Source organism: Variovorax sp. 54 (assembly GCF_002754375.1).
Lineage (GTDB): Bacteria > Pseudomonadota > Gammaproteobacteria > Burkholderiales > Burkholderiaceae_C > Variovorax.
Window position 1 is genome coordinate 2,030,197 of the sequence record NZ_PEFF01000001.1, and the last position, 24,181, is coordinate 2,054,377.

The 24,181-nt window shown below is 69.9% G+C and carries 24 protein-coding genes; 2 read left to right on the top strand and 22 right to left on the bottom strand.

Going from position 1 to position 24,181, the window contains the following annotated elements:
- The first annotated feature begins 180 nt into the window (after positions 1-180).
- Positions 181-663: an ornithine carbamoyltransferase gene (locus tag CLU95_RS09270; protein ID WP_257214571.1), complete on the top strand. Its 483-nt coding sequence runs from the start codon at positions 181-183 to the stop codon at positions 661-663.
- 20 nt (positions 664-683) lie between these two features.
- Here the strand turns inward: CLU95_RS09270 and CLU95_RS09275 are convergent, their stop codons facing one another.
- The 13 genes from CLU95_RS09275 to CLU95_RS09335 all read right to left on the bottom strand — a co-directional run bounded on the left by CLU95_RS09275 (position 684) and on the right by CLU95_RS09335 (position 11,909).
- Positions 684-1,385 (bottom strand): sulfite exporter TauE/SafE family protein, encoded by a 702-nt coding sequence (locus tag CLU95_RS09275; protein WP_099792467.1) that lies wholly within the window; start codon positions 1,383-1,385, stop codon positions 684-686.
- Positions 1,386-1,389: 4 nt separating this feature from the next.
- On the bottom strand, positions 1,390-2,796 hold the full coding sequence (hemN, locus tag CLU95_RS09280; protein ID WP_099792469.1) for an oxygen-independent coproporphyrinogen III oxidase: 1,407 nt from the start codon (positions 2,794-2,796) through the stop codon (positions 1,390-1,392).
- Positions 2,793-3,035 carry a hypothetical protein gene (locus tag CLU95_RS09285; protein WP_099792471.1) on the bottom strand — a complete coding sequence of 81 codons (243 nt, stop codon included), beginning with the start codon at positions 3,033-3,035 and terminating at the stop codon, positions 2,793-2,795. The genes hemN and CLU95_RS09285 overlap by 4 nt, the downstream gene beginning before the upstream one ends.
- Positions 3,032-3,322, bottom strand: a complete 291-nt coding sequence (locus tag CLU95_RS09290; protein WP_099792473.1) for a FixH family protein — start codon at positions 3,320-3,322, stop codon at positions 3,032-3,034. Before CLU95_RS09290 ends, CLU95_RS09285 begins: the two co-directional genes overlap by 4 nt.
- 11 nt (positions 3,323-3,333) lie before the next feature.
- Positions 3,334-4,758, bottom strand: coding sequence for a cytochrome c oxidase accessory protein CcoG (gene ccoG, locus CLU95_RS09295; RefSeq protein ID WP_099792475.1), 1,425 nt, complete (start codon positions 4,756-4,758; stop codon positions 3,334-3,336).
- The gene (gene ccoP, locus CLU95_RS09300) at positions 4,755-5,669 is read right to left on the bottom strand and encodes a cytochrome-c oxidase, cbb3-type subunit III (RefSeq protein WP_099792477.1); all 915 of its coding nucleotides are present in this window, start codon (positions 5,667-5,669) and stop codon (positions 4,755-4,757) included. Before ccoP ends, ccoG begins: the two co-directional genes overlap by 4 nt.
- Before the next feature lie 14 nt (positions 5,670-5,683).
- On the bottom strand, positions 5,684-5,824 hold the full coding sequence (locus CLU95_RS09305; protein WP_062481697.1) for a cbb3-type cytochrome oxidase subunit 3: 141 nt from the start codon (positions 5,822-5,824) through the stop codon (positions 5,684-5,686).
- 23 nt (positions 5,825-5,847) lie between these two features.
- Positions 5,848-6,492 carry a cytochrome-c oxidase, cbb3-type subunit II gene (ccoO, locus tag CLU95_RS09310; RefSeq protein ID WP_099792479.1) on the bottom strand — a complete coding sequence of 215 codons (645 nt, stop codon included), beginning with the start codon at positions 6,490-6,492 and terminating at the stop codon, positions 5,848-5,850.
- A gap of 18 nt (positions 6,493-6,510) precedes the next feature.
- On the bottom strand, positions 6,511-7,953 hold the full coding sequence (ccoN, locus tag CLU95_RS09315) for a cytochrome-c oxidase, cbb3-type subunit I (RefSeq protein WP_099792481.1): 1,443 nt from the start codon (positions 7,951-7,953) through the stop codon (positions 6,511-6,513).
- An 87-nt stretch (positions 7,954-8,040) separates the two neighbouring features.
- Entirely contained in the window at positions 8,041-8,178 is a 138-nt protein-coding gene (ccoS, locus tag CLU95_RS09320) for a cbb3-type cytochrome oxidase assembly protein CcoS (protein ID WP_062481719.1), read from the bottom strand.
- Positions 8,178-10,517, bottom strand: coding sequence for a heavy metal translocating P-type ATPase (locus tag CLU95_RS09325; RefSeq protein WP_099792483.1), 2,340 nt, complete (start codon positions 10,515-10,517; stop codon positions 8,178-8,180). The genes ccoS and CLU95_RS09325 overlap by 1 nt, the downstream gene beginning before the upstream one ends.
- A gap of 94 nt (positions 10,518-10,611) precedes the next feature.
- Complete coding sequence (locus CLU95_RS09330) at positions 10,612-10,827, bottom strand: DUF1059 domain-containing protein (RefSeq protein ID WP_099792485.1); 216 nt, start codon at positions 10,825-10,827, stop codon at positions 10,612-10,614.
- Between the two features lie 20 nt (positions 10,828-10,847).
- On the bottom strand, positions 10,848-11,909 hold the full coding sequence (locus tag CLU95_RS09335; protein WP_099792487.1) for a class I SAM-dependent methyltransferase: 1,062 nt from the start codon (positions 11,907-11,909) through the stop codon (positions 10,848-10,850).
- A 144-nt stretch (positions 11,910-12,053) separates the two neighbouring features.
- On the opposite strand from CLU95_RS09335, the gene CLU95_RS09340 reads away from it, so the two are divergent.
- Positions 12,054-12,521, top strand: coding sequence for a helix-turn-helix transcriptional regulator (locus tag CLU95_RS09340; RefSeq protein WP_099792489.1), 468 nt, complete (start codon positions 12,054-12,056; stop codon positions 12,519-12,521).
- A gap of 29 nt (positions 12,522-12,550) precedes the next feature.
- On the opposite strand, the gene CLU95_RS09345 is transcribed toward CLU95_RS09340, so the two are convergent.
- The 9 genes from CLU95_RS09345 to CLU95_RS09385 are packed head-to-tail and all read right to left on the bottom strand — an operon-like array spanning position 12,551 to position 24,145.
- Complete coding sequence (locus CLU95_RS09345) at positions 12,551-13,198, bottom strand: energy transducer TonB (RefSeq protein WP_099792491.1); 648 nt, start codon at positions 13,196-13,198, stop codon at positions 12,551-12,553.
- The gene (locus tag CLU95_RS09350) at positions 13,195-13,632 is read right to left on the bottom strand and encodes an ExbD/TolR family protein (protein ID WP_099792493.1); all 438 of its coding nucleotides are present in this window, start codon (positions 13,630-13,632) and stop codon (positions 13,195-13,197) included. Before CLU95_RS09350 ends, CLU95_RS09345 begins: the two co-directional genes overlap by 4 nt.
- A 22-nt stretch (positions 13,633-13,654) precedes the next feature.
- A complete protein-coding gene (locus CLU95_RS09355; protein ID WP_070062084.1) occupies positions 13,655-14,083 on the bottom strand; it encodes an ExbD/TolR family protein in 429 nt (142 codons plus the stop codon).
- Positions 14,084-14,111: 28 nt separating this feature from the next.
- Positions 14,112-14,972 carry a MotA/TolQ/ExbB proton channel family protein gene (locus tag CLU95_RS09360; protein WP_099792495.1) on the bottom strand — a complete coding sequence of 287 codons (861 nt, stop codon included), beginning with the start codon at positions 14,970-14,972 and terminating at the stop codon, positions 14,112-14,114.
- A gap of 43 nt (positions 14,973-15,015) precedes the next feature.
- The gene (locus CLU95_RS09365) at positions 15,016-16,167 is read right to left on the bottom strand and encodes an alanine racemase (protein WP_099792497.1); all 1,152 of its coding nucleotides are present in this window, start codon (positions 16,165-16,167) and stop codon (positions 15,016-15,018) included.
- Entirely contained in the window at positions 16,164-18,530 is a 2,367-nt protein-coding gene (locus CLU95_RS09370; RefSeq protein ID WP_099792499.1) for an alpha/beta fold hydrolase, read from the bottom strand. Before CLU95_RS09370 ends, CLU95_RS09365 begins: the two co-directional genes overlap by 4 nt.
- Entirely contained in the window at positions 18,527-20,200 is a 1,674-nt protein-coding gene (locus CLU95_RS09375) for a serine hydrolase domain-containing protein (RefSeq protein ID WP_099792501.1), read from the bottom strand. Before CLU95_RS09375 ends, CLU95_RS09370 begins: the two co-directional genes overlap by 4 nt.
- Positions 20,201-20,256: 56 nt before the next feature.
- Positions 20,257-21,648, bottom strand: a complete 1,392-nt coding sequence (locus tag CLU95_RS09380) for an MFS transporter (RefSeq protein ID WP_099792503.1) — start codon at positions 21,646-21,648, stop codon at positions 20,257-20,259.
- A gap of 1 nt (position 21,649) precedes the next feature.
- A complete protein-coding gene (locus CLU95_RS09385) occupies positions 21,650-24,145 on the bottom strand; it encodes a TonB-dependent receptor domain-containing protein (RefSeq protein WP_099792505.1) in 2,496 nt (831 codons plus the stop codon).
- Positions 24,146-24,181: the final 36 nt, after the last annotated feature.

Genomic DNA, 24,181 nt, shown 5'->3' on the forward strand with positions numbered 1-24,181 from the left:
TCAGGCGATGTCTCGATGCTAGGAAGCGCGAGGCCCCGCAGTGACAACGGCCCGCATCGGTGCGTAACGTCGGGTGAATGCTCTGTGTCCGGCGTGTAACAGCGGCGCCGGCCTTGATGTGCGTCAAGGCGAGAAAGACAAGGCTGGCTAGCCTCCGCGAGACACATGTCGAACCTTGCCATGCACTCCTTCGCCGCTGCGCTGTCGCCCCAGAAAGAAGCCAGCCTGCTGGGCCGCGCCCGGCTGCTCCAGCGCGCCGCGCTCGACGGCGCCGCGCCGCCGCGGCTGCTGCGCGGCAAGAACCTCGGCCTGCTGTGCGAGGCCAGCGACGGCGAGGCCTTGGCGCTGCTGCGCCGCGCTGCCGAGGAACTGGGCGCGCAGGTCGCGACGGTGCGCTCCAGTCTGTCCTCCGCCACATCGGCACAGGAGCTGCAGCACACAGCGCGCATGCTCGGTCGGCTGTACGACGCCGTGGCCTGCGAGGGCATCGACCCCGCGCTGGTGCGCCGAATCGGCCAGCACGCCGGCATTCCGGTGCACGACGGCGCAGCGGCCGACAGCCACCCCACGGCGGCGCTCGCGGGGCTGCTGGGCGAGCGCACGGCGGCGGCGGACAACCGGCGCTTCGTGCTGCAGGCGTTGCTGATCGAGAGCATCGCCTGACAAGACAGCGCGGCAGCGCCTCAGCCGCACCAGTCCGCAATGCGATGGCTCAAATCCATCCACAGCGCCTGCAGCGCCACCGCCGCCAGTAACACCCCCGCCAGCCGCGCCCCCCAGGCCTGGCGCGTGCCGCTGTCGCCCCACCCGCGCAGGCGCTGCCACAGCCATGGCGCGGCGAGCAGCGACACGCTGCTGCCGAGCGCGAACAGCGCCATCGTCGATGCGCCCTGCCACGGGCCGTTGCCCAAGGCGGCCAGCATCAGCGCCGAATAGAGCAGGCCGCAGGGCATCGCGACCCAGAGCGTGCCCGTGGCCAGCACGCCCAGCAGCGAGCCGCCGGCCATCGGCCTCAAGCGTGCTTCGAGCGCGCGCCCGGCGCGTTGCGCCCACAGCGGCTGGCGGCCCGCGACGGCGAGCACCATGCCCCAGGCGAGCACGAACACATGCAGCATCACCCACAACGGCCGCCAGGCCGCGACCTGCGCGCTCGCGGCGCCCAGGCCGTGCAGGCTCGCGGCGGCGATGGCGCCGGCAGCGGCGTAGCTCGCCATGCGGCCGAGGTGAAAGGCGACCGGTGCGATGGCGTGCGTGGCCTGCGAGGGTCCGCCCACCGGCACGATGCGGATCACCGCGGACGACACCGCGCCGCACATCGCCACGCAATGCGGCCCGCCTGCGAGCCCCATCAGCAATGCGGCGCCGGCGAGTGCGGGTGATTCCATCAGGTCAGACCACGCGCGAGAAGCGCGTGCGGGTGGCGGCGCAGTAGCGGTCGAACACCATCGCCACCGCGCGCACGAGGAACCAGCCGGCCTCGGTGACCTCGATGGCGCGCGGCGACAGGCGCACCAACCCCTGTTCGGCCATCGGCGCCAGCGCGGCGCGTTCGGGCGCGAAGTAGTCCGAAAACGCGATGCCGTGCGCGGCCTCGACGGCGTCGAAGTCGACGCGACCCCGGCACATCAGCGCCATGATCACGTCGCGGCGCAGCACGTCGTCGTCCGACAGCGCGAGCCCCTTGACCACGGGCAGGCGGCCCTGGTCGAGTAGCGCGTAATAGTCTTCCAGCGTCTTCGCGTTCTGGCTGTAGGTCGCTCCCACGCGGCCGATGGCCGACACGCCGAGTGCGACGAGGTCGCCGTCGGGCTGGGTGCTGTAACCCTGGAAGTCGCGGTGCAGCCGGCCCTCCCGCTTGGCCACGGCCAGCGGGTCGTCGGGCAGCGCGAAGTGGTCCATGCCGATGTAGACGTAGCCGGCCTCGGTGAGCGCGGCAATCGCGCGACCGAGCATGCGCACGCGCGTGGGCGCATCGGGCAGCTCGTCGGCGGCGATGCGCCGCTGCGGCTTGAAGCGCTCCGGCAGGTGGGCGTAGGCGTACAGCGCGATGCGGTCGGGCCGCAGTTCGCGGATCTGCGCGAGGGTGCGTTCGAACGAGGCATCGTTCTGGCGCGGCAGGCCGTAGATTAGGTCGACGTTGATCGAGCGAAAACCCAGCGCGCGCGCCGTGTCCATCAGCGCGAAGACCTGCTCCGCGGGCTGGATACGGTGCACGGCCTGCTGCACGGCGGGGTCGAAGTCCTGCACGCCGAAGCTCAGGCGATTGAAGCCGAGCGCGGCCAGTGTCGCTAAGCGCTTCGCATCGACGGTGCGCGGATCGATCTCGATCGACTGCTCGCCGCCCGGCACGAAGGCGAACGCGCGGCGCAGCATCGCGACCAGTTCGCCGAGTTCTTCGTCGTCGAGAAAGGTTGGCGTGCCGCCGCCGAGGTGCAGCTGGCCGACCGGCGCATTGGGCCCGAGCTGCGCGACCTGCAGCGCCACTTCGCGTGCGAGGTAGTCGAGGTACTCGCGTCCGCGCTCGCGGTGCTTGGTGACGACCTTGTTGCAGGCGCAGTAATAGCACAGCGATTCGCAGAATGGGATGTGCACGTACAGCGACAGCGGCTCACCGGCCGTGTCCGCATCGCGCCGTTGGTGCAACGCCTGCGCGTAGTCACCGGCGCTGAAGCTGTCGACAAAGCGGTCGGCCGTCGGGTACGAGGTGTAGCGCGGTCCGGGCACGTCGAAGCGGTGCAGCAGCTCGACGGGCAGCACGGACGGGGTCTCAGGAACACAAGCCAGGGGAAGCGTCATGCAGCAGTCTCTTTCTCGGACGGCAGCGCCAGCAGCGTGGTGCACGCGCTCGAGGCCGCCGCCATCAGCCAGAACACGAAGAAGGACACGGTGTAGATGCCCTGGCGCGACAGGCGCAGCGCGTCGGCACCGCAGTACGAGTGGATGGGGTCGATCAACGCGAACACCAGCACCTCCATGCCGCAGGCGACAAGGAACGACGGCCACAGGATGCCGGCGACGCGGCGCATGGCACTCATGGGGCCACCCGCTTCGGAAGTGGCACATCGTCCTCCGGTGTCGCCGCATGGTTGCGCCCGGCCTGCGCCGGCATGCGCTTCTTGTCGGCCAGCGTGCGGTTGATCTCGATGCCTTCGCGGTAGTAGTCCTCCGACACCAGCACCTCGGGCGTGCGCAGCGCCAGCCAGACGGTCACGATGCTCGCGAGCACCACGACCGCGGGCCCCGCAATCACCAGCCAGACCAGCGGGTAGCGCCACCAGGGGCCGGAGGTCGCGGGCTCGTTCATCGACAGGGCATCGTTCATGGGAAGACCTTTCAGCGCGGCACCAGGAAGACCGCTTTTTCGGAAACCTGCGCCGCGCCATCCGCCTCGCGGATGTCGAAGTGCACTGTGTGCGAACCGGCCGGCGCGGCGCCATAAGGCACCTGCAGCCGCACAGCCACCCAACGCGCCTGCGCGGGCTCGACCTCGATCGCTTCGTCAGGCGACACGCTCAGCCCCTCGATGCCGCGCGCGGCGATGCGGTAGTGCTGCGTGCGCTCGGTCGCGTTCATGATCTGCAGCCGGTAGACGTTCTCCAGCCGCCCGCCTTCGACGATGCGCGCCAGCGAGGCGCGGTCGCGCACCACGTCGACCTTCAGCGGCGTGCGTGCGACCAGGCTGGCGAGCAGGCCCGCCACCAGCAGCGCGAGCAATGCGGTGTAGACGAGCACGCGCGGTCGCAGCACGCGGCGCCAGAGCTGGCGGCGCGACCAGCCGGCCTCCATGCCGTTCTGCGTGTCGTAGCGGATCAGGCGCGGCGCGTAGCCCATCTTGTCCATCACGCTGTCGCAGGCGTCCACGCACAGGCCGCAGCCGATGCATTCGTACTGCAGGCCTTCGCGGATGTCGATGCCAGTCGGGCACACCTGCACGCACAGGCTGCAGTCGATGCAGTCGCCCAGCCCGGCACTGCGCGGATCGACGGTCTTGCGGCGCGGTGCACGCGGCTCGCCGCGCTGCGGGTCGTAGCTGACGATGAGCGTGTCGCGGTCGAACATCGCGCTCTGGAAGCGCGCGTAGGGGCACATGTACTTGCACACCTGCTCGCGCATGAAGCCGGCGTTGCCGTACGTGGCAAAGCCGTAGAAGAACACCCAGAACACTTCCCACGAGCCCATCTGCAGCTGCAGCAGGGCCGAGCCCAGCTCGCGGACGGGCGTGAAGTAGCCCACGAAGGTGAAGCCGGTCCACAGCGCAATGGCGATCCAGACGCTGTGCTTGAGGGCCTTCTTTCCGAGCTTCTCGACAGAGAGCGCGCCGGCATCGAGGCGGATGCGCGCGCTTCGGTTGCCTTCGATGCGCTGCTCGACCCACAGGAACATCTCGGTGTAGACGGTCTGCGGGCAGGCGTAGCCGCACCACAGGCGGCCGGCCACGGCCGTGAAGAGAAAGAGCGCCAGCGCGCTGACCACCAGCAGGCCCGACAGGTAGATCAGGTCTTGCGGGTACAGCACCAGCCCGAAGATGTAGAAGCGCCGCGCGGCCAGGTCGAACAGCACCATCTGCCGCTCGCCCCACTCCACCCAGGGCATGCCGTAGAACACCAGCTGGGTGAGGAAGACCATGGCCCAGCGCCAGCGCGCGAACAGGCCCTGCACGCTGCGCGGGTAGATCTTCTTCGTCGCCTCGTAGAGACCGACCTCCGGCGCAGCGGCAGGCGGCGCACTGACGATGGGGATGACGGTCTTGCGCCTCATGGCGTCGCGGCAGGTGGGTTGGACATGCCCCACACGTACGACGCCAGCAGCTTGATCTGCGCCTCGGTCAGGCGGCCGTCCTGCGCGGGCATGGTGCTGTGCTTGCCCTCGTTGATGATCTGCACGATGGCGGCTTCGCCGTAGCCGTGCAGCCAGATGCGGTCGTTCAGGCGCGGCGCGCCCATCGCGGCGTTGCCCACGCCGCCGATGCCGTGGCAGGCCGCGCAGGCGGTGAACTTCGACTTGCCCAGGCCCGCGCGCAGCGAGTCGTGCGGCTCGCCCGACAGGCTCAGCACGTAGTTGGCGACGTTCTTCACGTCGTCGGGCGAGCCGACCATCGCGGCGGCCGGCGGCATGACGCCGGTGCGGCCGTGGGTGATCGATTCGACGATCTTGTCGGGCGTGCCGCCGTGCAGCCAGTCGGCGTCGGTGAGGTTCGGAAAGCCCTTGCTGCCGCGCGCGTCGGAGCCGTGGCACTGCGCGCAGCTGTTCATGAACAGGCGCTCGCCGATGGCACGGGCCTGCGGGTCGCGCGCGGCCTCTTCGATCGACATGGGCGTGTAGCGCGCATACACCGGCTCCAGCGCCTGCGTGGCCTTGGCCACGTCCTGCTCGTACTCGCCGCGCGAACTCCAGTCGAAGGTGCCCTTGAAGCTGCCCAGGCCCGGGAACACAGCCAGGTAGCCGATGCCGAAGACGATGGTCAGCACAAACATTCCCACCCACCACATCGGCAGCGGGTTATTGGATTCGCGCAGGTCTTCGTCCCAGACGTGACCCGTGGTGTTGTCGGAGTCCGAGGCCACGCGCTTGCGCGCCGTGAGCCACAGCAGCAGCACGCAGCCCAGGATGCTCAGCAGCGAGGCCACGGCCACGTAGCTGGACCAGAAGTTGTTGATGAAATCGCTCATCGTGGGGCTCCCCGTCAGTCTTGTTCGAAGGGCAGGCGCGCCGCTTCGGCGAAGCGCTGCGTGTTGCGGCGCGAGCAAGCCCAGGCCACGATGCCGATGAAGACGACGAAGCAGGCGATGGTCGCGGCGATGCGCAGGGTGGTGATGTCGGTCATGGGGCGTTGCCTGTTCTTTGTTCTTACTTGAGCGCCAGGCCCAGCGACTGCAGGTAGGCCACGGTGGCGTCCATGTCGGTCTTGCCGGCCACCTCGTCGGCGGCCTTGGCAATCTCTTCGTCGGTGTAGGGCACGCCGACCTTGCGCAGCGCGCGCATGTGGGTGGCGATGCTGTCGCCGTCGACCAGCCCCTTCTCCAGCCACGGGTAGGCCGGCATGTTCGACTCGGGCACGAGGTCGCGCGGGTTGTTCAGGTGGATGCGGTGCCACTCGTCGCTGTACTTGCCGCCCACGCGGTGCAGGTCGGGGCCGGTGCGCTTGCTGCCCCACTGAAAGGGGTGGTCGTACACGAACTCGCCGGCCACCGAGTAGTGACCGTAGCGCAGCGTCTCCGAGCGGAACGGGCGGATCATCTGCGAGTGGCAGTTGTAGCAACCCTCGCGCAGGTACACGTCGCGCCCGGCCAGCTGCAGCGGCGTGAGCGGCTTCACGCCCTGCACCGCCTCGGTGGTCGACTTCTGGAAGAACAGCGGCACGATCTCCACGAGGCCGCCGATGGCCACCACCAGCAGGATCAGCACGATCATCAGCAGGTTGTTGGTCTCGATCTTCTCGTGCGTGAAGCCGGTGGCGGCGGGCGCCGGGGTCTTGTTGTCAGGTGCGTTCATCGTGCGTCCTCGAGGGCTTCAGGCGTGGGCGGCGGCAACGGCCGGGATCTCGGCGCGCACCGAGCGGCCGCTGATCACGGTCATCCAGACGTTCCAGGCCATGACCAGCATGCCGCCCAGGTAGAGCACGCCGCCGATCACGCGCACCAGGTAGTAGGGGAAGGTGGCCTTCACGCTTTCGACGAAGGTGTAGGTCAGCGTGCCGTCGGCATTGATCTCGCGCCACATGAGGCCCTGCATCACGCCGGCGATCCACATCGCGGCGATGTACAGCACGATGCCGATGGTGGCCATCCAGAAGTGCAGGTCGATGGCGCGCACGCTGTACATGGCGATGCGGCCGTACATGCGCGGGATCAGGTAGTACAGCGAGCCCATGGTGATGAAGCCCACCCAGCCCAGCGCGCCGGAGTGCACGTGGCCCACGGTCCAGTCGGTGTAGTGGCTCAGGGCGTTGACGGTCTTGATGGACATCATCGGACCCTCGAAGGTCGACATGCCGTAGAACGACAACGAGACGATCAAAAAGCGCAGGATCGGGTCGGTGCGCAGCTTGTGCCAGGCGCCCGACAGCGTCATCACGCCGTTGATCATGCCGCCCCAGCTGGGCGCGAGCAGGATGAGCGAGAACACCATGCCCAGCGATTGCGTCCAGTCGGGCAGCGCGGTGTAGTGCAGGTGGTGCGGGCCGGCCCACATGTAGGTGAAGATCAGCGCCCAGAAGTGCACGATCGACAGCCGGTACGAGTACACCGGGCGCCCCGCCTGCTTGGGGATGTAGTAGTACATCATTCCCAGGAAGCCGGCCGTGAGGAAGAAGCCCACGGCGTTGTGGCCGTACCACCACTGCACCATGGCGTCCTGCACGCCGGCGTAGGCCGAGTAGCTCTTCATCCAGCCGGCCGGAATGGCCGCGCTGTTGACGATGTGCAGCAGCGCCACGGCAATGATGAAAGCGCCGTAGAACCAGTTGGCCACGTAGATGTGGCGCACCTTGCGCAGGCCGATGGTGCCGAAGAACACGATGGCGTAGGCCACCCAGACCACGGCGATCAGGATGTCGATGGGCCACTCGAGCTCGGCGTATTCCTTGCCGCTGGTGTAGCCCAGCGGCAGGCTGATAGCGGCGGCAACGATCACCAGTTGCCAGCCCCAGAACACGAAAGAAGCCAGTGCCGGTGCGAACAAACGGACCTGGCAGGTGCGCTGCACCACGTGGAAGCTCGTGGCCATGAGCGCGCAGCCGCCGAACGCGAAGATCACCGCGTTGGTGTGCAGCGGACGCAGGCGGCCGTAGCTGAGCCAGGGAATGCCGAAGTTGAGGTCGGGCCAGGTCAGCTGCGAGGCGATGATCACGCCGACCAGCATGCCGACCACCCCCCAGACCACCGACATGAGTGCGAACTGCCGCACGACGGTGTCGTCGTAGATGGCCGCTGGAGGGTGCGTGGTCTGCTGCATCGTGGTGCCCGTGAATGTGGTTTGCGGGCAGTGTCTGCCGGCATCACCGGGGCGGGCTTGATGCAGATCAAGCCATCGGTCGCTGTGTCAGTCGTTGTTCAAAATGCGGTCGCCTTCGACCTCGATGTCCTCGAACTGGCCACGCTCGATGGCCCACCAGAGACCCCCGAGGATCGCGAGCACGAGCACCACCGACAGCGGCACGAGCAGGAACAGCACGTCCATCAGGCCACCGCCGCTTTCGCCACTTTCGCCGGCGCGGCGAGGCGCGCTGCGTTGAGCACCACAAGCAGCGAACTCGCGGCCATGCCCAGCCCCGCGAGCCAGGGCGGCAGCCAGCCGACCACGGCCAGCGGCACGCACACGGCGTTGTAGGCCGCGGCCCAGAACAGGTTCTGGCGCACCACGCGCAGCGTACGGCGCGCCTGCGCCACGGCCGCGGGAATGGCCTGCAACGCATCGCCGAGCACCACGAAATCGGAACGTGCGCGCGACAGCGGCACGGCATGGCCGAAGGCGAACGACGCATTGGCGCGCGCCAGGCTCGGGCCGTCGTTCAAGCCGTCGCCCACCATCGCCACCTCGCGACCGGCGGCCTGCAGCTGCCACAGCACCTCGAGCTTGTCCTCGGGTGCGCAATCACCCTGCACCGCCGCGATGCCGGCCTGCGCGCCGATGGCACGCGCTGCGTTGTCGCGGTCGCCGGACAACAGGCGCACCGACAGGCCCTGTGCCTGCAACGCCGCCACGGCCTGCGTGGCATCGGGGCGCAGCTCCTCGGCGAGCACGAAGCTGGCGATCCAGCCTTCGTTGTCGCTCAGGTGGATCTGCGCCGCATCGACCTCCAGCGGCGGCACTTCGCAGAAGGACGCGGAGCCCAGGCGCACGGGGCGCGCGTCGTGGTCGTCCACCGCATCGCGCCGGTGCAGCGAGGCCGCCACGCCCTGCCCCACCGTCTCGCGCAGCTGCGTCGCCGACCAGGCCGGCGGCGCACGGAACTGCGCCTGCCAGGCGTTCACGAGCGCGCGCGCCGCCGGGTGCAGCGACAGCGTGGCGAGCGCCGCGCCGATCTCCAGCGCATCGCCGGGCCGCAAGCCCTGGCGGCAGTACACGCGTTCCAGGCGCGGCGTGTCGCCCGTGAGCGTGCCGGTCTTGTCGAACACCACCGTGTCGACGCCGGCCAGCGCTTCCAGCGCCTGCAGGTTCGACGTGAGCACGCCGCCGCGCGCCAGGGCGCCCGCGCTCGCCAGCATCGCGGCCGGCGTGGCGAGCGACAAGGCGCAGGGGCAGGTGACGATCAGCACCGCCACCGCGACCATCAGCGCCTTGCCGGGATCGACCGACCACCACAGCGCGCCCGCACCGAACGCGCAGACCAGCACGGCGATGAGGAAGGGCCGCGCGATGCGGTCGGCCAGCCGGGCCAGGCGCGGCTTGTCGAGCGCGGCGTTTTCCATGAGCCGCACGATCTGCGCGAAGCGCGTGCCCTCGCCCACCGAGGCGATGCGCACCTGCACCACGGCCGACAGGTTGTGGCTGCCCGCGAGCACGCGGTCGCCGCAGGGGCGCGGCACGGGGCGTGACTCGCCGGTGAGCAGCGCCTCGTCGGCGGTGGTGTCGCCGTCGATCACCGTGCCGTCGGCCGGAAAGGCCTCGCCGGGGCGCACGCGCACCACGTCGCCCGCCGCGAGCCGGCGCACCGCCACGCGAGTCCAGGCACCATCGGCCCCGAGCCGTTCGACGCCGTCGGGCAGCCGGTGCATCAGCGCCTCGAGCGCGCCGGCCGTGCGGTCGCGCAGCCGCGCCTCGAGCCAGCGGCCGGTGAGCAGGAAGAAGACGAACATCGTCAGCGAGTCGAAGTAGACCTCGTGCCCCAGCGGTCCCGTGGGGTCGAAGGTGGCGGCGGTGCTCACCACGAAGGTGATGACCACGCCGAAGGTCACGGGCAGGTCCATGCCGATGCGTCCGATGCGCAGGTCGCGCCAGGCGCTGCGAAAGAACGGCCCGCACGAGAACAGCACCACGGGCAGGCTGAGCACCCACGAGGCCCAGCGCAGCAGCTGGGCCGCATCGGCCGTCATGTCGCCGGGGCGCGCGACGTAGGCCGGGTAGGCGTACATCATCACCTGCATCATGCAGAAGCCCGCGACCAGCCAGCGCCACAGCGCCATGCGCAGCTCGCGCGTGCGCGTCTCGCGCGCGCTGCGGCTGCCGGCCGGCAGCAAGGGGTAGCCCACGCGCGCGCTGGCCTCGAACCAGCGCGAAGGGCGCGTGGCCGCCGCCGACCACACGACACGCGCGCGCCGGCTCGCGGCATTCACCTGCACCTCGACCACGCCGGGCACCTGCGCCAGCGCAGCCTCGACGGTGAAGGCGCAGCCCGCGCAGTGCATGCCCTCGACGGCGACATGCGATTCCCAGCGGCCCGTGGCGGCATCCACGGGGCGGCCGAACGCGGTCCACTCGGCGGGGTCGTCGAGCAGCTGCCAGGCGTCCGCGCGGGCGTCGCCGCCGGCGGACGATGGCAGGGACGGAAACGGCGCGAGCGCGGCGGAAGCTTGCATCGGGGCAGGCTAAGCGCCCTGCCGATGCAAGCGTTTGATCTGCATCAAGGTTCGTGACGGCGGCCAGGGCCGCGCAGGACCTTCGGTCAGCCAGTCAGGCGGGCGTCTTCGCGAGCTCCACCGGCGGTGTGCCGGCCTTGAACATGCTGGCCAGCTGCTGGCGCAGTTCGGGCGAGTCGGTGTGGCCGTGCACGGCCACGGCGTGCTGGACGGCGGCATCGAGCAGTTCGCCTTCGGAATCGGCGCAGAGCGCGACACTGCAGTTCATCGTGCTCGGATACTCGCGGCAGTCGATGTATTGGCGTGACATGGCGGCTCCTTCATGTGTCCTTATGGACGTGCTTCGAAGATCAGGTTGAAGGGCGTTTCGCTGGCGCGGCGGAAGTGCGAGAAGCCGCCCTGCGAGACGACGTCGCGCAGGCGCGCTTCGCCGGCCTGCGCACCCAGGCACAGGCCCACTTCCTGCGAACGCGAGGCCGGCGTGCAGATGAAGCTCGAGGCCGAATAGAACACGCGCCCCACCGGGTTGATGTTGTCTTCCAGCCGGTCGTTGGCAAAGGGCTCGACGATCATCCACGTGCCCTGCGGCTTGAGGGCTTGCCGCACGTACGCCGCCGCGCCGACGGGGTCGCCCATGTCGTGCAGGCAGTCGAAGACGGCGACCAGGTCGTAGTCTTCGCCGGGGAAATCCTTGGCGCTCGCGACCTCGAAGCGCAGGCGCTTTTCATCGTCCACACCAGCCTTGCGCGCGGTTTCGCGCGCGCGCTCGATCGAAGGCGCGTGGTAGTCGAAACCGACGAAGCTGGACTCGGGATAGGCCTGCGCCATCAGCAGTGTCGAGGCACCGTGCCCGCAGCCCACGTCGGCCACGCGTGCACCGTTTTTCAGCAGCGGCTCGATGCCTTCGAGCGCCGGAATCCACTGGCTCACCAGGTTGGCCGCGTAGCCAGGCCGGAAGAAGCGCTCCGTGCCATGGAACAGGGCCACGTCGTGCTCGTGCCAGCCGATGCCCAGGCCCGTGCGCATGGCCTGGACCATCTTGGGAATGATCTTGAACTGCGCCACGGCGATCTGGAACGCGCCGGGCACGAAGGCCGGGCTGCCTTCCTCGGCCAGTGCAAAGGCCTGCTCCTCGGTCAGCGAGAACAGCTCGCCTTTGGGGTCGTACTCGACGTAGCCGCTGGCGGCCTGGGCCGAGAGCCATTCGCGCAGGTAGCGCGGGTCGGTCTCGGTGCGGCGGGCCAGCGCCTCCGCGGTGGAAGGGCCTTCGGCCAGCGCCTTGTACAGGCCGAGCTGGTCGCCGACGACGATGGTGGCCGCGTGCATCACGGCCCCGATGTCGTGGACGAAGTTACCCATGAACGCGTTAAGCCGTGTTTCGTCGATGGCCATGTGTATCCCCTTCGTCGGCAGGCGACTTGCGCGGCCCTTGCGTGCCTATACTGAATTCGCGGCAAAGGGCCTGCGCGCATCCTGCGTCTCGATGCGTGCAGGCGCCATACGCAGCAATGCGTATGCACCGTGAAAGGGCCTGCCATGACGCACCTGTCGCGCAACGATTGGGCGAACGCACTTCGCCTGCTGGAAAAGCTCGAGTCCGGGCATTCGCCCGTGCGGCATCGCGGCGCCGACGACGATCACCTGCGCACCACCCGCCGCATCGCCAAGGCGCCGGGCCGGCGCGAGTTCCGCCGCGCCGCCCTGCAGGCCGACTACTGTCAGCGCGTGGGGCTGGAGCATGCGATGGCGGTGGCCTTCCTGTACCGGCTGGCCTGCCGCGACCCGGCGCCGCTGCCCGAGGCATTGCCCGCCGGCCTCACGCCGCGCGAGGGCGATGTCATGCACTGGCTCTCGCAAGGCAAGACCGACGCCGAAATCGCCGCCCTGCTGACGATCAGCCCCCGCACCGTGCACAAGCACCTGGAGCATGTCTACGTGAAGCTGGGCGTCGAGACGCGCACGGCCGCCGTGCTGCGCGCGCTCGGCATGGGCCGGCCTCCCTGAAGAAGTGAGACCGGCTCGGCTCCTGCGCGCTATTCGATGCGGAAGACGAACTCCTGCGTCGCCAGCACTTCCGCATCGCCCGTGGTCTGGCACTCGTAGCGCATCACCGCGGCGCGCACGGCCGAGTGGTACACGCGCGGCCCCGACAGGAAGCGCACTTCCTGCACATGGCCGCCCTTGATGCGGACCTCGGCCTTGACCACGCCACCGATGCCCTCGTCCATCGCCTTGCGCGGCATCTCGGGCTTGACCTGCCGCGGGCAGGCCACCGCGATGTCGGTGGTGGTCGCCTTCGGCGGGGCCGGCGGCGCGGGAGGCGCCGGCGGTGCGGCCGGCGGCGGCGGCGTGGGCTCCGTGTTCTGCACGGCGGTGATCGCGGGCGCCGAGGTGGCGGGCGGTGTCACGGCCGGTGGCGGCACATAGGCCGGGCGCGGCGGCGGCGGGGCCTTGGGCGTTTCCTGCCGCACGATCTTCTTCGGCGGCGGTGGAGGCGGCGGCGGTGGCTTGATCTCGCTGATGATGGTCGCGTCCATCGGCTTCTTGATCAGCTCGACCGTCTGGCGCGCGAGCCCCGACACGAGCGCATAGCCCACGCCGACGTGGAACAGCACCATCACGGCGATGCCCACAGGGCCGAAGCGCGACTTGGGGTTGAAATCCTTGCGGGAGCGCTTCATGGGATGAACTGCTCCGCGCCGACGATGCCCAGCTTGCTCACGCCCGTGCGCTGCGCCGAAGCCATCACACCGGCCACCACTTCGTACTTCGCGCGGCGGTCGGGCCGCAGGTGCACCTCGGGCTGCACGGCCTGCGCGGCGACCTGCTCGAAGCGCCGCTCCATCTCACTGCGGTCGGTCAGCGGCTCGCCGTTCCACTGCACGACACTGAGCGCGTCGATGTCGATGCGCAGCACCTCGGGCTTGAGGTCGCTGGGCGGCGGGTTGCCTGTGGGCATGTTCAGGTTCACCGAATGCAGCTGGATCGGGATGGTGATGATCAGCATGATCAGCAGCACCAGCATCACGTCGATGAGCGGCGTGGTGTTGATGTCCATCAGGGGCTCATCGGAGGGCGCGCTGCTGCGCCGCCCCTGCTTTTCTTTTCTTGGCATGGCTTGTCTCGCTGTCTGCTCGTCAGTTGCGCGCCGGCGGCTCGGTGATGAAGCCCACCTTGGCGATCCCGGCCGCCTGGCAGGCGTAGATGATCCGGCCCACCGGCTCGTAGTCGGAATGCCAGTCGCCGCGGATGTGCACCTCGGGCTGCGGGTTCAGGGCCGCCACCTTGGTGAGCCGCGCGACCAGCGCGGGCGTGTCGCGCACCGGCGTGTCGTACCAGTAGGTGCGGCCGCTGGCGTCCACCGAGATCACGACGGTCTCGGGCTTGCTCTCGCGCACCTCGTTGCGCTCTTTGGGCACCGCGACGGGCACCGAGTAATTGACCACCGGGATGGTGATGAGGAAGATGATCAGCAGCACCAGCATCACGTCGACCAGCGGCGTGGTGTTGATGGCCGCGATGGCCTGTTCCTCGTCTCCCCCGGAAGCCGGGATGTTCATCGCCATGGCGCAGTCCGCTTGTGTGCGCGGGGCGTCAGGCGGCGGCGCTGCCGGCCAGGATCACGGAGTGCAGCTCGCCGCTGAACTCGCGCACGTCGTCCATCACGGTGATGTTGCGGCGCAGGAGCCAGTTGTAGCCCAGCACCGCGGGCACGGCCACGGCCAGGCCGATGGCGGTCATGATGAGCGCCTCGCCCACCGGGCCGGCCACCTTGTCGATCGACGCCTGCCCCGCCACGCCGATGGCGGTGAGCGCGTGGTAGATGCCCCAGACCGTGCCGAACAGGCCGACGAACGGCGCCGTCGAGCCCACGGTGGCCAGCAGCGACATGCCGTTGCTCAGGCGCCGCTGCACGCGCTCGGTGGCGCGGTGGATGCACAGGTCGACGAAGTCGGCAAAGTCGACCTTGCCGCGCAGGCCGTCGTGCTTCTGCGTGGCCTGCATGCCGGCGTCGGCAATGAAGCGGAACGGGCTGCCCTCGGCCAGCCGCGCGGTGCCGGCCTGCACGGTGCCCGCGTTCCAGAACTCGTTGTCGACCGCGCGCGCCTGGCGGCCCATGCGCATCTGCTCGAGCAGCTTGGTGACGATCACGTACCAGCTGCCCATCGACATGATGGCCAGGATGGCGAGCACGGCCTTGGCGACGGCATCGCTCTGCGACCAGAGCGCGCCGACGCCGTAGGGGTTGTCGACCTTGGCTGTGGCGGCATGTGCCGCAGCGGGTGCGGCAGGCTTCTCGGGCACCGCCACGGGCGCCGGTGCGGCGGCGCTGGCCGCGGCCTGCGGAGCCGCCGGGGTCTGGGCGCCCGCCAGTTGCGGCGCGCTGCCCAGGCCTAGGGCCAGAACGAAAGGCGCGGCCACCGCCGCCAGCCGTGCAAGGAATGTCTTCGTCATCGTTGTCTTCTCCGGAAAAAATAGGTTCTCTTCAGGCCGTGGCCTACCAACCGCGCGCCTTGTCCCAGACCGCCTGCACGCCGCTGCCGGCGCCTTCCACCACGTGGTAGCGGTCGTAGGGCGCGGCCGTCATGCAGGCGTGGTGCGGCAGCACGCGCACGCGAGTGCCGACGGGCAGCGCGCGGAACATGGCTTGTGCTTCTTCATCACCCTCGCAGGCGATGAGGCCGTGCTCCTGGTGCAGCTCGGCCACGCACAGGCCGGGCAACGGCACGGTGCCCTCGGCCTGGCACACCAGCCCGAAGCCCAGGCCGCTGCGGAACTCGGCCGCCGACTGGTCCTTCGACAGCGCGAGCCCGCCGGCGTCGATGAGCACGCGGCGCGAGCGCGGGTTGTGGCCGATCACGGTGGCCAGCACCGACAGCGCGATGTCTTCCACGCCGCAGATGCCGCGCGCCACCTGGTCGAGGTCGCAGAAGGTGTAGACGCCGGGGCGCATCTCGGTGACGCCTTCGAGCGTCTGCGCGCACACGGCCGTGGGCGTGGAGCCCACGCTCACCACCTCGACCGGAATGCCGACCGCGCGCAGCCGCTCGGCCGCATGCACGGCGCCGGCGCGTTCGGCCTCGGCGATGGCACGGATCGCCGTGCCGCCCTGCACGTGGTAGCTGTGGCCTGCATGCGTGAGCACGCCGGCCAGCGTCAGCGATTCGCTGCGCTGCACTTCGCGCGCGAGCGAGAGCAGGTCGTCGTCGTGCGGGCCGACACCGCCGCGGCCGCCGCCCGTGTCGATCTCGAGCAGCACGCGGAAAGTCGCGCCCAGCGTTCGCGCGCGCGCACCGGCCGCCTGCACGGCGTCGATCGAATCGGCCAGCAGCGTCACGCGCGCGCCGCTCGTGCGCTGGATGTCGTGCAGCGCCTCGATCTTGTTCGCGTCGATGCCGACGGCATAGGTCAGATCAGTGAAGCCGTGGCGCGCGAAGTACGCGACCTCGGCCACGGTCGACACCGTGAGCCCGCCGGCCTGCCCGCGCGTGGCGCGGCGCGCCACTTCCGCCGACTTGGCGGTCTTCAGGTGCGGGCGCAGCGCCACGCCGTGGCGCGCCGCGCGCTGCGCCATCGCTTCGCAGTTGCGTTCGAGCACCCCGACGTCGAGCAGCAGCGCGGGCGTGGTGAGTTCGGCCAGGGGCGTCATCGGCCGGTTCCGGACGCGATCTGCGCCATCACGCCGTCGATTTCCTCGGCCACGCGCTGCACCAGCGGCGGCAGCAGCACCAGCGTCATGTGCGCGGCGCCTTCGATGCAGGCCAGGCGGCGTTGTGTCGACAGCGCCGCATGCGCCTCCTGGAATTCGGGCCAGCGCGCCTGCACCGCGGCGATCGCCGGGTCGGCGCCGGCCGGCAGCGGCTGCTGCTTGGCCCACAGCACGGCGAGCGGACGCGCACCGAAATCAGGCGAGGCAGCCGCCTGGCGCGCGACGTGCGGCAGGCCGCGCACCTCGGCCAGCATGGTGTCGAGCGCTTCGGGCGTGTAGGTCGCCTTCATCTGACGCAGCACCTGCGGCATGTCGGCAAACAGGGCCTCGATGGGCGCCTGCTCCGGCGGCGGCGGACCACCGGCCTGGAAGTTCGCGCGCTTGTCGCGCTCGGCCGCGAACTGCGATTCGGGCGGGTGCTCGTACATCGCGAACTGGTCAGGGTGGCTCGCATCGAGCATCACCACACCGGCCACCTGCTGCGGATACAGGCCCGCGTAGACCCGGTTCAGCAGGCCGCCGAGCGAATGGCCGACGAGCACGATCGGGCCCGTCACGCCGGCCGCTGCCAGCAGCGCATGCAGGCGGTGCGCAGTGCGCTCGCCGTCGAAAGGCGCGTCGTCGGCCTCGCTCCAGCCCATGCCGGCGCGGTCGTAGCTGATCACCGGGTGCTTCGCCGACAGCGCCTGCTGCAGCCGCGCGTAGGTCGGCGAGGCGCAGCCGCCGCCGGCTTCGATCACGAGCGTGGGCTGCGTGGCGCTGGCGGGCACGGGGCCGCTGCGCTGCAGGTGCATCGCACGGCCGTCGATGGTGTACAGCTCGCCGGGCGCGGCCATGTGGTGCGGGCGGCCGGGTTGCTCCACGCGCGGCCAGTAGTCGAGGTCGCGCACGCGGTACGGCAGGTTGGCGAAGTCGGTGCTCAGCGAGGCCGGCGTCGACACGTACAGCACCGACTTGGCGAGGGGACCGAACTCCGCATGGAAGTGCTGCGCCGACTTCACGATGACCAGCTTCTTGGCGGTCAGGTCGATGCCCAGGCCCGTGAAGAGGTCGGCGCCGATGACCTGGTTGCGCTTGCTGATGAGCACGATGTCCACGCCGTCGGCGGCCTGCACCCACACGCACGGGCCCATGGGCGTGCGCACGCCCGAGAGGCCGCCCTGCGAATGCGCCTCCACCACGCGCTTGACGGTCACGTGCAGGTCGATCGGGTCGCCCGAGGCCGGGCCGCACTTGCCGCCCAGGCGCAGCTCGAAGCTCGCGCCCTCGCCCGCGTCGCGGCACAGCTGCACCGCGCCCAGGTCCCACACGCCGCCGAAAGCCACGTCGCCGATGCCGCGCTCGACCACGGCGCGCAGCATGAAGGTGCTGTCGCTGGTGGCGCCGCCGCCGGGGTTGTCGGCGGTGTCGGCAATGACCACCGGGCCGTCGGGCGTGGCCATGGCGCGGGCGAGCGTTTCTTCGATCGAGAGCGAGGGCACGCCGGTTTCGTGGCGCAGGTCCCAGAAGGCACGGCCCAGTTCTTCGGCGAGCTTGGCGGCCAGCGCGGGGTCGTTGTCGGTCACCACCCACATCTTGGCGCCCGACTCGGGCACGTCGGCCCACGGGAAGCCATGGCCCAGCGACACCGAGAGCACGCCCGGCTGCTTTTCGGCGTCTTGCATGCGGCGCACGAAGCCGGCCATCGGTTCGCGCGTGGTGTGCCACTTGCCGACCATGCGGCAATCGTGCACGGCCGTCACGGGCCGCACGCGGCCCTGCGCGGTGTCGACCACGATGCGGATCAGTTCGGTGAGGCGATCGAACGCGTCGGTGTGCGGATATTCCTTGTAGCAAATGATGGCGTCGGCCGCGTTCAGCATCTTCTGCGTGAAGTGGCAGTGCAGGTCGAGCGACACGCCGATGGGCACGTTCGGCCCGACGATCTCGCGCACGCGCGAGATCACGTCGCCTTCGCAGTCGTCGTAGCCGTCGGCCACCATCGCGCCGTGCAGCACGAGGATCACGCCGTCGACCGGGCCGGCCTTGCGCAGGTCGTCCAGAATCTCGTCGCGCAGGCGCTCGTACACGCTGCGCACGGTGCGACCCAGCGGCTGCGCAAAGGCCAGCAGGCTCTCGACCGTTTCATGGCCTTCGGCGGCGAGCTGCCGGCGCACTTCCACCGCGTACAGGCCGTAGCCGGCCGCATCGCGCGTGCTGGCGTCGCCGCGGAAAATGCCGTATTCCTCGTAGCTGCCCAGGCCGGTGGGGGCCGAGACAAAGGTGTTGGTCTCGGTGGCGAACAGGGTGGTGAAGAACTTCATGCGCGGGACTCCTGGCGGGCAAGGTGGATGTTTCGCGAGCGCGTCGTGGCGAGCAGCAGTCCCACGACGCGGCCGCTCTTGCGCTCCACGTTGAGAACCGATTTGCCCATCTGGGACAGCACCGGGTCGACCGAGACGAGCGTCATCACGTCGGCCGACAGCGGCGTCAGCACGCACGCGTGCTGGCCGTGGCGGCCCTGCACGGTGAGCCGCAGCTTGCCGTCCACCAGCGCCATCTGCGCGGTGGCGTCGAGGTCGGGGCTGGTGTAGTCGCCGCACAGTTCGTCGGCGAGCGATGCGGCATCGGGCGCAGTCTCGGGCAGGCGCTCGAAGCGACGCGGCTGGCCGCCTTCGTGCAGCACGAGTGCGTCGGGTGCGCGCTGCGGATCGAGGTCGGCGGTGTCGAGCACGAGGTCGTTCGTCGGCAGATCCTGCAGGCTCAACCACAGCTTGCCGTCGCCCTGGTTCAAGGGCTTGGCCTCGCCGGCCTGCCACGACATCGCCAGCTTGCCGCCCACGTCCGAGAAGCTCAGCAAACCGCCCGTGGAGGGTGCGTGGTAGCGCTGGCCGGGCAGCGCGGGGAAGGCGCTGGCCAGCGGGCGCACGTCGGGCGGCGAGAGCGCGTCGCCCAGCAACAGCTCGATCACCTTGAGGGTCAGCATCCCCGGCGATACGGGCGCGCCGTTCACCATGGCGATGATGTCCAGCCCGTGGCTGGGCACGCTGATCATCTGCGACTGCGCGCCGAGCACGGCGCCCGCGTGGTGGACGATTTCAACGCCGCGGTACGGGTGGCGCGCCAGCCCGAAGCCGTAGTTCACCTGGGAGCCCGACGACAGCGTGGTGGGCGCCGACAGCAGGGCCCAGCTCTTCGCACTGCCCACGATCTTTTCGCTGCCGTGCATGTGCGCGAGCCAGCGCAGCATGTCGTCCGCCGTCGACACCAGCGAGCCACCGCCGTCGAGTTCGCACGGGTACAGGCCGCGGCGCCAGCCGCCGCCGGGGGCGGGCATGTACAGGCCGGCCAGGCCGGGGACCACGTCGAGGTCGGTCTGCACCGACGAGGTGTCAGGCATGCCCAGCGGGCCGAACAGGCGCACCTTCAAAAAGTCGTCGAAGCTCTGGCCGCTCACGCGCTCGACGATCTTCGCCAGCAGGAAGTAGCCGCCGTTGCTGTAGACCATGTGCGTGCCGGGCTCGAAGTTCAGCTCGCTCTGGCGCGCCATGGCCGGCAGGCCCGGGCCGGGCAAGGTGAACGTGAGGCCGTGCGCAATGGCCCACAGCTCGTCGTGGCCGCGCCAGCCGCTGGTGTGCGTGAGCAGGTGGCGCAGCGTGGGGCCGTTGGCGCTGAGCTGCGGCAGCTCGGGCAGGTATTTCTGCACCGGGTCTTCCACGTCGAGCAGGCCGTCTTCGGCCAGCAGCAGCACGGCCATGGCCGTGAAGTGCTTGCTGGTGGAGGCGATGCGCATGCGCGTGGTCGGCGTGAGGGCCACGCCCATCTCCAGGCTGGCCATGCCGACGGCGCGGCGGTACAGCAGGCGGCCATGCTGTGCGATGGCCAGCACCAGGCCGGGCGCGTCGCTGCGGTTCAGGGGCGCCACCAGCGCGTCGATGGCGGCCAGTGCGGAAGCAGTGTCAGGAAGAGAGGCTGAAGGGTGTGGTTGTGACATGGAGGAACAACGAACGATGAAAGGGAGGAGCGGGATCTCGAAGCAGCAGGCTCGGCTCAGTTCGGCTTCGCTTCGCGCATCAGGCGAACGAACGGGCCTTCGGTGGCGCGCAGCACCAGGGCGCCCAGGCTGCCGCCGACCAGCGTGGTCGCGACGATGGACACCGCCAACCCGTTGGGCATCGACTTGAGCGCGTCCGACAACATGCCGACCATCAGCGGACCCACCACGCCGAAGGGCAGGCTGGCGATCGTGAGCAAGGCGATGGTGCGGGCGCGCAGGTGCGGCGGCGCGGCGTCCTGCAGCACGTTGGGCAGCAGCACCGCGCTGCCGATGAGCGGCACCACCAGCAGCCCCAGCAGCGCGAAGTTGTGGTTGGCCGAGCTCGTGAACAGCAGCAGCGTCGACATCAGCGCCGCCGAGAGATTGCCCAGCATGATCAGGCGCAGCGCGGCGGCCGGCCCCATGCGCGGCTGCACGTAGCGCATCGACATCACGCCCAGCAGGCCGCCGGCCACCGTGCCGCACAGGAAGGCCAGACCCATGCCCTGCCCCATCTGCACCGGCGTGACGCCATAGGTGCGCGCCGTGACGATCGGCAGCCAGGTGCCCAGCGAACTCAGGCCCACGCTGGTCAGGCCCACGCCGACCACCAGGCCCGCGAAGGTGCGCCAGTGCAGGCGCAGGTGCTGGCGCAGGGTCGCGGCGCCCGGTGCGTCTGTGACCGGCGCATCCGGCTTTGCCTTGGCTGCCCGGGCACCGCCGTGCGGCGTGCGCCGGATCGACAGCACCAGCAGCGTCACCGGAATGCCGGCGGAGGCCAGCACGAAGAAGGTCAGGCGCCAGGCTTCGAGCTGCTGCATCGCGACGGGCAGCCAGGGCCGCAGGTCGTCCGTGAGGTGCACGATGGTGCCGCCCAGCAGCGCGCCCAGCGCACTGCCGAAGATGGCCGACAGCGCGAACACCGCATTCGCCAGCACCCGCTGCGCGCGCGGGAACAGGTCGGGGATCATGCTGTTGGTGATGGGCGTGAGGCCCGCCTCGCCCACGCCCAGGCCGACGGAGGCGACGAACAGCACGCCGTAGTCCATGGCCGTGCCGCGCATGGCGGTGGCGGCGCTCCACAGCACCACGCAGGCCGCGAGCACGATGCGCCGGTCGTAGCGGTCGCTGAGCCAGCCCAGCGGCAAGGTGGCGATGCCGGTGAACAGCACGATGCCCGCGCCCTGCAGCAGCCCGATCTGCGTGTCGGACAGCGACAGCGTCTGGCGGATCGGCTCCGTCAGCAGCGTGAGGATGACCTTGTCGATCGAGCCCAGCACCGTCGCGATGATGAGCACCGCCAGCGCATACCAGGCGCTGGTGGGCGCCTTGCGGGTCGTTTCCAGGGCCGCAGGGGCGGCCGCATCCAGCGGCATCGGTGCCGCGAACGGTGGGAGGCCCGACATGTCAGAACGGAACGTTGACGTTCACGCCGATGGTGCGCGCCGGCACGAGCGCCGCAGTCACCAGGTTCGGGTTCGCGTTCAGGCCGGTTTCGATCGACACGATGCCGCGCTTGTTCGTCAGGTTGCGCACGTAGGCCGAGACGCTGAAGGTCTTGAAGTCGATGCCCGCCTGCAGGTCGACCAGCGTGTAGGCCGGCATGGTGATGCTCGGCAGGGCCGTGCTGCCGCGGTAGCCCGCATCGCGCTTGCCCGTGTAGCGCGCGCTGATGCCGACGTAGGCCGGGTGGTCGGCCAGGCTGAAGTTGCGCGTCACGCCCAGCGTGGTGGCAAAGCGCGGCGTGTGCGGCAGGCGCGTGCCGGCCTTGGCGCCGATGCCCTTGGCGTCCTCGGTCAGGCGCGCGTCAATGGCGGCGGCGTTGGCGGTGAAGCGCCATTCCTTGCTGGGCTTCCAGTTGAGCGTGAGCTCGCTGCCCTTGATGCGGGCCGCACCCGCGTTGGTGATGAAAGTGAAGGCGCCGCTGCGCGTGGGCTGCTGCACGCCGCTCCATTCGATGTCGTACAGCGCGGCTTCCAGTGACAGCGTGCGGTCCAGCAGGTCGGCCTTGTAGCCCAGCTCGTAGCTCCACAGCGAGTCGGAGTTGTACGACGGCTGCACGACGCGGCGGTCGGTGTCGGGCTTCAGCACGTTGGGACCGCCGGGGCGATAACCGCTGGCCGCGCGGAAGTACGCGGTGCTCGTCTCCGACAGCGTGTACTTGGCGGCGGCCAGGTAGGTGGTCGGGCTTTCCGACGAGGTGCCGGCGGCATTGGCGGCGACCGAACCGACGAGCTGCCCGCTCTGGCGGCTGGCGTATTCCTGCTTGTTGCGCGACAGGCGCAGGCCGCCTGTGAGCGAGAACCTGGGCGTCACGTTCCAGGTGACGTCGCCATAGAGCGCCTCTTCGCGGTAGCGCGAGGACTGCGTCGACGTCAACAGGCCGAGGCTGCGACCCCCGATCAGGTTGGCGTCCATGCCGCCGTTGTTGCTGCCGCGCTCGCGGTTCAGGTACAGGCCCGCCAGCCACTCGATGGTGGTGCCCGAGCGCGAGGTCAGGCGGAACTCCTGGCTGACGCGGTGCTGCTCCACGGCACTGTTGACCGGCACCGAGGCCACCGGCACGCGCAGCGCGCTCAACAGCGGCCCGTACAGGCCGGTGACGTCGGCGGTGGTGTTGATCTTCACGTCCTGCGCGGAGGTGATCGAGTTCAGGCGGGCCCAGCCGAAGTCGTACTCCACGTCCAGCCCGAACAGCTGCGTGAGGTTGCGGACCGATTCGTTGGCCGACAGCTGGCGCGTGCGCTCCCGCGTCCAGGGGCGCAGCGTGCGCTTGTCCATCTCTTCAAAGCCCAGGCCCTTGCGATGCACGTCCTGCACCGTGCCCGTGAGGCGCACCGTGAGTTCGCGCGTGGGCGTGAGCAGCAGCGAGACGCGGCCGCCGTCGGTGTGGCCGCGGTCGACATTGCGCCCGCGCGCCAGGCCCGTGGCGTCGTAGCTGCCGCCGACCTGGTCGGTGAAGGCCGCGAAGCGGATGGCCGCCACGTCTTCCTTGATCGGCACGTTGAGCACCGCGCCGGTCGTGAAGCCCGGGCCGCCGCCCTGCGTCCACGAAGTGCCGAGCCGCACCGAGCCCGCAAACTCCATGGTGTCGGGCTGGTTGGTCACGTACTTGAGCACGCCGCTCATGGCGCCGGCGCCGTACAGCGTGCCCTGCGGGCCGCGCAGCACTTCGATGTGGCTCAGGTCGAGCATGCCCATGTCCAGCGGCGTGTTGCCGCCGTTGGCGCCGGCCGAGCTCAGGCCGGTGGCCACGTCGTCCGCGTACACGCCCACGGTCGCGATGCCCTGCACCGGGCCCATGGTCAGCCCGCGCATGGTGAGCGTGCCGCCCACGCTGCCGCTGCTGGTGAGGTTCACGCCCGGCTGCTCGGCCACGTAGTCGGCCAGGTTCTTGGCGCCCGCGCGCTCCAGCGCCTGCGCCTTCATCACGTTGACCTGCATGGGGATCTCGCGCACCGGCTCGCGGCGACGCGTGGCGGTGATGGTGACGCTGTCGAGCGACTGCGGCGATTCGTCGGCCTGCGGCTTCGCGGCGGCAGCGGCCGTGTAGATCACGATGGCGCCGTCGTCACCGCGGCGCGTCTGCAGCGGCGTGCCTTCGAGCAGCTGCGTCAGCGCGTCCTGCGGCGAGAGCGCCCCCTTCACGCCGCGTGTGGCCACACCCTTCACATCGTCGACCTTGTAGAGCAGCTGCACGCCGCCTTGCGCGATGTAGGCGTCGAGTGCGGTCTTGAGATCGCCGCCGCTCACATCGAAACCTTGCGTCGGAGCCTGCGTCTGCGCGTGTGCGGCCATGCCGCTCGCCAGCGCCCATGCGCCGCCGATGACCCATGGGCGCAGGGCCCCGTACGTTCGCTTCTTCTTGGACGGCAGACCGGTGCGGGGCGCGATGCGATTCATGGGTGTCTCTCCAGCGTGGTTATTTGTTTGGGTACC

Coding starts and splice junctions, on each gene's coding strand:
- CLU95_RS09350 (WP_099792493.1), bottom strand. CDS start 13,632: ATGCCAAGAAAAGAAAAGCAGGGGCGGCGCAGCAGCGCGCCCTCCGAT.
- CLU95_RS09385 (WP_099792505.1), bottom strand. CDS start 24,145: ATGAATCGCATCGCGCCCCGCACCGGTCTGCCGTCCAAGAAGAAGCGA.
- CLU95_RS09305 (WP_062481697.1), bottom strand. CDS start 5,824: ATGACCGACATCACCACCCTGCGCATCGCCGCGACCATCGCCTGCTTC.
- CLU95_RS09330 (WP_099792485.1), bottom strand. CDS start 10,827: ATGTCACGCCAATACATCGACTGCCGCGAGTATCCGAGCACGATGAAC.
- CLU95_RS09340 (WP_099792489.1), top strand. CDS start 12,054: ATGACGCACCTGTCGCGCAACGATTGGGCGAACGCACTTCGCCTGCTG.
- CLU95_RS09380 (WP_099792503.1), bottom strand. CDS start 21,648: ATGTCGGGCCTCCCACCGTTCGCGGCACCGATGCCGCTGGATGCGGCC.
- CLU95_RS09360 (WP_099792495.1), bottom strand. CDS start 14,972: ATGACGAAGACATTCCTTGCACGGCTGGCGGCGGTGGCCGCGCCTTTC.
- CLU95_RS09365 (WP_099792497.1), bottom strand. CDS start 16,167: ATGACGCCCCTGGCCGAACTCACCACGCCCGCGCTGCTGCTCGACGTC.
- CLU95_RS09285 (WP_099792471.1), bottom strand. CDS start 3,035: ATGAGTGCCATGCGCCGCGTCGCCGGCATCCTGTGGCCGTCGTTCCTT.
- CLU95_RS09335 (WP_099792487.1), bottom strand. CDS start 11,909: ATGGCCATCGACGAAACACGGCTTAACGCGTTCATGGGTAACTTCGTC.
- CLU95_RS09375 (WP_099792501.1), bottom strand. CDS start 20,200: ATGTCACAACCACACCCTTCAGCCTCTCTTCCTGACACTGCTTCCGCA.
- CLU95_RS09275 (WP_099792467.1), bottom strand. CDS start 1,385: ATGGAATCACCCGCACTCGCCGGCGCCGCATTGCTGATGGGGCTCGCA.
- CLU95_RS09355 (WP_070062084.1), bottom strand. CDS start 14,083: ATGGCGATGAACATCCCGGCTTCCGGGGGAGACGAGGAACAGGCCATC.
- ccoO (WP_099792479.1), bottom strand. CDS start 6,492: ATGAACGCACCTGACAACAAGACCCCGGCGCCCGCCGCCACCGGCTTC.
- CLU95_RS09270 (WP_257214571.1), top strand. CDS start 181: ATGCACTCCTTCGCCGCTGCGCTGTCGCCCCAGAAAGAAGCCAGCCTG.
- ccoS (WP_062481719.1), bottom strand. CDS start 8,178: ATGGACGTGCTGTTCCTGCTCGTGCCGCTGTCGGTGGTGCTCGTGCTC.
- CLU95_RS09325 (WP_099792483.1), bottom strand. CDS start 10,517: ATGCAAGCTTCCGCCGCGCTCGCGCCGTTTCCGTCCCTGCCATCGTCC.
- ccoG (WP_099792475.1), bottom strand. CDS start 4,758: ATGAGGCGCAAGACCGTCATCCCCATCGTCAGTGCGCCGCCTGCCGCT.
- CLU95_RS09290 (WP_099792473.1), bottom strand. CDS start 3,322: ATGAACGATGCCCTGTCGATGAACGAGCCCGCGACCTCCGGCCCCTGG.
- CLU95_RS09370 (WP_099792499.1), bottom strand. CDS start 18,530: ATGAAGTTCTTCACCACCCTGTTCGCCACCGAGACCAACACCTTTGTC.
- ccoP (WP_099792477.1), bottom strand. CDS start 5,669: ATGAGCGATTTCATCAACAACTTCTGGTCCAGCTACGTGGCCGTGGCC.
- ccoN (WP_099792481.1), bottom strand. CDS start 7,953: ATGCAGCAGACCACGCACCCTCCAGCGGCCATCTACGACGACACCGTC.
- hemN (WP_099792469.1), bottom strand. CDS start 2,796: ATGACGCTTCCCCTGGCTTGTGTTCCTGAGACCCCGTCCGTGCTGCCC.
- CLU95_RS09345 (WP_099792491.1), bottom strand. CDS start 13,198: ATGAAGCGCTCCCGCAAGGATTTCAACCCCAAGTCGCGCTTCGGCCCT.